Annotated in this window: 7 protein-coding genes; all 7 read right to left on the bottom strand. The window is 61.4% G+C overall.

Translation table 11 applies throughout. From position 1 onward, the window contains the following. Positions 1-44 precede the first annotated feature (44 nt). Positions 45-401 (bottom strand): putative entry exclusion protein TrbK-alt, encoded by a 357-nt coding sequence (gene trbK-alt / locus AC1D00_RS22795; RefSeq protein WP_477012199.1) that lies wholly within the window; start codon positions 399-401, stop codon positions 45-47. Further along, the gene (trbJ, locus tag AC1D00_RS22790; RefSeq protein ID WP_477012198.1) at positions 401-1,132 is read right to left on the bottom strand and encodes a P-type conjugative transfer protein TrbJ; all 732 of its coding nucleotides are present in this window, start codon (positions 1,130-1,132) and stop codon (positions 401-403) included. Before trbJ ends, trbK-alt begins: the two co-directional genes overlap by 1 nt. A 152-nt stretch (positions 1,133-1,284) precedes the next feature. Then, positions 1,285-1,611 carry a TrbC/VirB2 family type IV secretion system protein gene (locus AC1D00_RS22785; RefSeq protein WP_477012197.1) on the bottom strand — a complete coding sequence of 109 codons (327 nt, stop codon included), beginning with the start codon at positions 1,609-1,611 and terminating at the stop codon, positions 1,285-1,287. A 1-nt stretch (position 1,612) separates the two neighbouring features. Beyond that, positions 1,613-2,527, bottom strand: coding sequence for a P-type conjugative transfer ATPase TrbB (gene trbB / locus AC1D00_RS22780; RefSeq protein WP_477012200.1), 915 nt, complete (start codon positions 2,525-2,527; stop codon positions 1,613-1,615). A gap of 261 nt (positions 2,528-2,788) precedes the next feature. Continuing rightward, entirely contained in the window at positions 2,789-4,123 is a 1,335-nt protein-coding gene (locus tag AC1D00_RS22775; RefSeq protein WP_477012196.1) for an MFS transporter, read from the bottom strand. 135 nt (positions 4,124-4,258) lie between these two features. Next, positions 4,259-4,684, bottom strand: a complete 426-nt coding sequence (locus tag AC1D00_RS22770; RefSeq protein WP_477012195.1) for a ribbon-helix-helix domain-containing protein — start codon at positions 4,682-4,684, stop codon at positions 4,259-4,261. 7 nt (positions 4,685-4,691) lie between these two features. Next, on the bottom strand, positions 4,692-6,043 hold a 1,352-nt coding region (gene traG / locus AC1D00_RS22765), incomplete at its 5' end, for an IncP-type conjugal transfer protein TraG (RefSeq protein ID WP_477012194.1).

The raw sequence follows: 6,043 nt of genomic DNA, 5'->3' as shown, positions 1-6,043 counted from the left end.
GCGGGTGAATGTCTCAAGGAACTGGTCGATGATGCCGGTGCCGGTCATGGCTTAGCTTCCTCGGGCACCCCGGCGGACGGATATCCTTGCGGCATCCGGCTCTGATCTTTTGGAGCGACTGTCACGCCGGTCTCTGCAGCGGCAGCACCGTCCCGCCTGACAAAGAAGCGACGGCGATTTTCGGCCCAGACCTTCTGACAATGCTGATAGTCCGCTGCATCTTCCGAAGAAACGGTGCGGCAGCGCGCAAGCTCGGAACGATCGATGTCTTTGGTCTGCTCTGCCTTTGGCGACGCAGAGGTTTCTTCCCCGCCACGGAGGTGAATCGCACAGCCTGCGACCACCAGCACCCCGACAGAAATGAGTAGCGACAACGCCTTGAATGGGCCTGTATCGGTCATCAGTGGAACATCCGCGCGTCCTGGGATCGATAGCCCTGCCCCGGCGTCAGAAACCGCCGGAGCTGTTCTCGCCCCTGGTCTTGGGCTGCGGCGCGTTGCGCAGCTTCAAGGCTTTGTGCCCTGCCCTGCGCCGCGACAGTGGCGGTGAGATCGGCAAGCTGCTGGGCCTGAAGTGCGAGGATTTGATTGCCGGCCTGGGTCGCCTGTAGGGCGCCGCTGGCACCCTGGCTCGACGTCACCAGCGCCGACGTCTGGATGCGGTTGGTATCGAGATTGCCGACGACACCGGCCTGAACGCGGAGCGAGTCCTGCAGCGCCGCGACAGAATTCTGCCATCGCGATTGAGCATTCGTGATCAGCAGCTGATTGGACTGGCTGCCGCTGGCCGGCGCATAGCTGGTCGAAAACGCGCGATCGATCTGCTGGACGTCGTAGGCAATCCGCTGCGCCTGAGCCAGCAACTGCTGGGTTCGCTGGATCGAGGATTGCAGTTGCTGCAACGATGAATACGGCAGACTTGCCAGATTTCTGGCCTGATTGATCAGCATCTGCGCTTCGTTCTGCAACGAAGTGATCTGATTGCTGATCTGCTGCAGCTCGCGCGCGGCTGTCAGCACGTTCTGGACGTAGTTATTGGGATCAAAGACGATCCACTGTGCTCGTGCGGGCGCCGTGACGCAAAGCGTCAGCGCGATCGTACCAGCGGCGAGAGATAGACCATGGCGCCTCATTGCGACTTCTCCAGATTGACGAGACTGGGAATCAGGTCCGTGGCCCAGGCGACGCCGCGGTGCTGAAGCCACGCCGGCACGAAGCGGTCAGGCCCATGTTCGGCGAGGAGCTGCGCGATGGCAGCCTGATCGGTCTGCGACCGCCTCGTCCATCAGATCACCACGCCGCCGCCGAACGAGAAGAACGACAGGAAGAAGCTCGAGGCGGCAAATGCGATCGACAGACCGAACACGATCTGGATCAGCCTGCGGAAACCACCGGATGAATCACCGAACGCGAGCGTGAGCCCGGTTACAACGATGATGATGACTGCGATGATCTTGGCGACCGGCCCTTCCACCGACTGCAGGATCTGGTTGAGCGGCTGCTCCCATGGCATGTTCGAGCCGGCCGCCCATGCGGGCGCTGCCGTCAGCACAACTGGGCCGGCAATCGCCAGCAAAGCGGCTTCTTGGAGAATGTGGAATCGTTGACGCATGTCAGTCTCCTGCTGGTGAAAGGCTGTAGTCGCCGGTGGCCCCAAGCCCCGTGACGAGGGCGAGCTCGGCGAGGCGACGGTCAGTACCGCGCCCCGCAAGCACGGCGACGAGGTTGATGGTCTCGGCGATCAGGGCGCGCGGAACCGTGATGACGGCTTCCTGGATGAGCTGCTCTAGCCGCCGTAGCGCACCGAGCGCACTGCCCGAATGAATGGTACCAATGCCGCCGGGGTGACCGGTGCCCCACGCCTTGAGGAGGTCGAGGGCTTCGGCGCCGCGGACCTCGCCGATCGGGATGCGGTCAGGACGCAGTCGAAGCGAGGAGCGGACAAGGTCGGATAAAGTGGCTACGCCGTCCTTGGTCCGTAGCGCTACGAGATTGGGCGCCTTGCATTGAAGTTCGCGCGTATCTTCGATCAGGACGACGCGGTCAGCGGTCTTCGCTACCTCGGCCAGAAGCGCGTTGGTCAAGGTGGTCTTGCCGGTCGATGTGCCACCGGCCACCAGGATATTCTTGCGAGTGGCGACCGCACTCCTCAGGGCGTCGGCTTGCCCGGAGGTCATGGTCCCGGCGGCAACGTAATCGCCGAGCGTGAAGACGGCGACCGCGGGTTTGCGGATGGCGAAAGCAGGGCCAGCAACGACCGGAGGCAAAAGGCCCTCGAAGCGCTCGCCGGTCCCGGGAAGTTCGGCCGAGACGCGTGGTGAACTGGCGTGCACCTCCGCGCCTACATGATGCGCCACCAGACGAACGATGCGCTCGCCGTCCGCTGCAGACAAGGTTTCGCCGGTGTCAACCAAGCCACTCGACAGTCGGTCAATCCAAAGCCGCCCATCGGGATTGAGCATAACCTCGACGATAGCGTCGTCTTCCAGGTAGCCGGCGATCGCCGCGCCAAGTGCGCTCCGCAGCATTCGCGCGCCGCGCGAATTAGCTTCCGATTGAATGGAATGGATTGCCACTGCCGCCCCCACCGAATGAGAACGTCTGGAGAGCGTCCTCAGATGGGTTGATTAGAGAAAGCACCAATGGATTTGGCGCAACAAGCGCTTACGGTAAGCGTAGGTTGGCGTAGAAAAAGAAAGACCAAGAACTCATACTTCGCACGCGAGCGAAGCAACCGGAGCGCTTCTGAACTTGATGGTATTCGTCGGCAAGCATGCTGCCGACGTGGTTCACCACTCCGCATCGGCATCCGTCGGCATGACGACGAGCAATTGTTCGTACAAAATGAACGTTTCGACTTCTTCGGAAACGCGAGCAGGCAGGAAGAGCGGAATTGAACGCATCCGCCGCCCGAAGGATCCAAGCCATGGTAGCGCGAACCAGACGAAGGCGGTGATCTGCATCGCGACATTGACAGCGAATGCGACCTGATAGGCCAGGATGGTCCTGTGGCCATCCACGAGCGGCCATTGCTGCAAGATGAAGCCGGTCCCGTATTGAGCCAGGAATGCCCAACCGAAATGCAGAACGTTCAGGGCACCGTTGGCACGACCGGTGAGTTCTGGCGGAAAGTAATCAGCAATCACCGCGAAGCTGACCACAGTCGCCGTTCCAACGATTGCGACCATCGACCAGGGTAACATTGACGGCACAGGCAAGCGAAGGATCAAGGATAGCTCGGCCGCGATGAACAGCCCAGCGATCACGGCCACGATAATCTCTACTCCACCCCCTCTTCGCCTGATGCAATGGACCAATGTGCCGAATATCCAGGCACCGCCGCAAAGGACGACCGACATTGTGAATAGCTGTCCGACAAGTCTCGTTCGATCAAATCCCTCGACGTCGGTTAGCCACGGTGCCGCCCACAATCCCTGCAGAGACCAGGCCGATCCCACGCAAGTGGCTGACAAGGGGGCAATTCGCCAGAACCGCCGATCGCGAAAGACGGAACTCAGTCCGCCAGGCATTGATCCTGCCGGCGGGATGATGGCTCGTTCAGGAACCACGAAGTAGATGAGCACGGCTGTGGCGGCGGTTGCCGCCGCCAGGATTTCAAAGATCTGTCGCCAGCTGATCCAGCCGAGCAGGTGTTCGGCAGGGGTTGTTGCGGTCACCGCTCCGAGCGAGCCCAGCATGATCATGTAGCCGTTCAGCAAGGCCACTCGTTCCTTCGGAAACCAGAGAACGATGGACTTCAATCCGGCCGTCAATGCCGCGGCCACCCCAAGGCCGATCATTGCTCGCGCAATCAAGAGCGATGGCAACCCCGTGGACATTGCGAAGAGGCAGGTGCCTGCGGCGGCGACCGAAAGCAGGCAGCTCTGAACCCGGCGAGGGCCAAAGCGATCCAGCAAAATTCCAATCGGGATCTGGGCCGCCGCGAACACCAGGAAGTAGACGGACGTGAGGAGCCCGAGATCGGCAGTGCTGAGCCCGATATCCGCGACGAGATGACTGGAGATCAGAGCGTTGATCGTTCGGAAGAGATACGAAAGATAGTATCCAGCAGCAAATGGGAGAAAAACGCGCGCGATGAGACGCCATGCCTCCGAATTTTGCATGCTGGCCCTTTTTGCTCCTCAGCGCATGCGAGCCGATAGCGCGTCCAGCTTCTTGTCGGGTTGGCTAAATTGGTGCCATCGTAGGCTGGCGCGGAAAAAGAAAGATCGGCAAAATCCCTGAGCTGCGCGGCTCAATCAGGTCTGGCTGTCCGTCTCCTGACGAACGATATCCTCTGGAATTTCGCGCAGAAAGCTCTGCCCCTTCTGCAGCCGGCGTCCGAGCGCCTCGACAAATCCCTCGAAACGCTCCCGGCCCTTCAGTTGTGCCGCAGCCTGGGCTTCATTGGGCAAGGGTGGCGTGATCGTCAGCCAGAAGCGGATGAACAGGGCCAGGGTCTCGGCCGTCAGACCGACGTCACGCTCAAGCCGCTGCATCTGACGCGATAACCGGTCAAGGCGACGGGCAAATGCGGCTTCCCGCCTGTCCTCTCCGTCCGGCGATAAAAATGAAATAACAGCAGCTTCCACGATCGCAGACCGAGAGAGCTTCTTGCGATCGGCGAGCTCCGAGATCCGTCTCAGAAGCTCTGGCGGGAAATACACGTTCATCCGGTCGCGCATTATTGCCTCACAGGTCCATACCATCGTTCGGGTCCAAGACGATCTGACGGGCGACACCGCGCATCTGCTGACGCATAAGTCGAGATTGGCGGACAGCGTCCTCATCGTCGTCAAGCACGACAGCAAACTCTTCTGCCGGCGTTGGCTCGGTCGTCTCCTTGGCGATCGCGACGTGATCGGGGAGTTCGGGCTCGCGACGAAGGCCACTGTTCGCCGTGTCTTCCTCGGCCTCCGCGGCTTTGTCAGTTGGCTTCCCCGTCCGCTTTGGCGATCCGAGCGCTGACCATCCGTCCGTTTGCGATGACCGACCCGCGGCCGCAGGATCGGGCGGCGGCAGAACCCGCTCGATGAACCGTCGATCCTCGTAGTAGCGGACCTTCTTCGCCCGGATCGGCGGCGTGCCCGCCACCATGACGATCTCGTCCAAGGGCGGAAGCTGCATGACCTCGCCGGGGGTCAAGAGCGGCCTTGCAGTCTCCTGACGGGAGACCATCAGGTGCCCCAGCCAGGGATTCAATCTGTGACCGGCATAGTTCTTCATGGCCCTCATCTCGGTCGCCGTACCGAGCGCATCGGACACCCGCTTCGCGGTGCGCTCGTCATTGGTCGCAAAGCTGACTCGGACGTGGCAGTTATCGAGGATGGCGTTGTTTGGCCCGTAGGCCTTCTCGATCTGATTGAGTGATTGCGCGATCAAGAAACTCTTGATGCCGTACCCCGCCATGAAGGCGAGCGCGGACTCGAAGAAATCAAGCCGCCCAAGTGCCGGGAACTCATCGAGCATCATCAAGACGCGATGCCGGCGGTCGCGGGCGTGCAGATCCTCCGTCAGGCGACGACCAATCTGGTTCAGCACCAGGCGGATCAGCGGCTTGGTCCTCGAAATATCCGACGGCGGCACCACCAGGTACAGCGTGGTGGGGCGGCTATCTGCGATCAGATCGGCAATCCGCCAGTCGCACCGGCAGGTCACCCGGGCCACGACGGGATCGCGGTAAAGCCCGAGGAACGACATCGCGGTGGACAGCACGCCAGAGCGTTCATTCTCCGATTTGTTAAGGAGTTCGCGGGCGGTCGAGGCGACCACGGGATGAGCACCCTGCTCGCCAAGATGCGCGCTGGTCATCATCGCCTTCAGCGTCGCTTCGATCGGCCGCTTCGGGTCGGACAGAAAGGCGGCCACGCCGGCCAAGGTCTTGTCCGCCTCGGCATAAAGGACGTGAAGGATGGCGCCGACCAGGAGCGAATGACTGGTCTTCTCCCAATGGTTCCGCTTATCGAGCGAGCCTTCGGGGTCGACCAGGACGTCGGCGACGTTCTGGACGTCGCGAACCTCCCATTCCCCACGACGGACCTCGA

The organism is Bradyrhizobium sp. P2_E8 (genome assembly GCF_056403875.1).
This window is presented reverse-complemented; position numbering and strand designations above follow the sequence as displayed.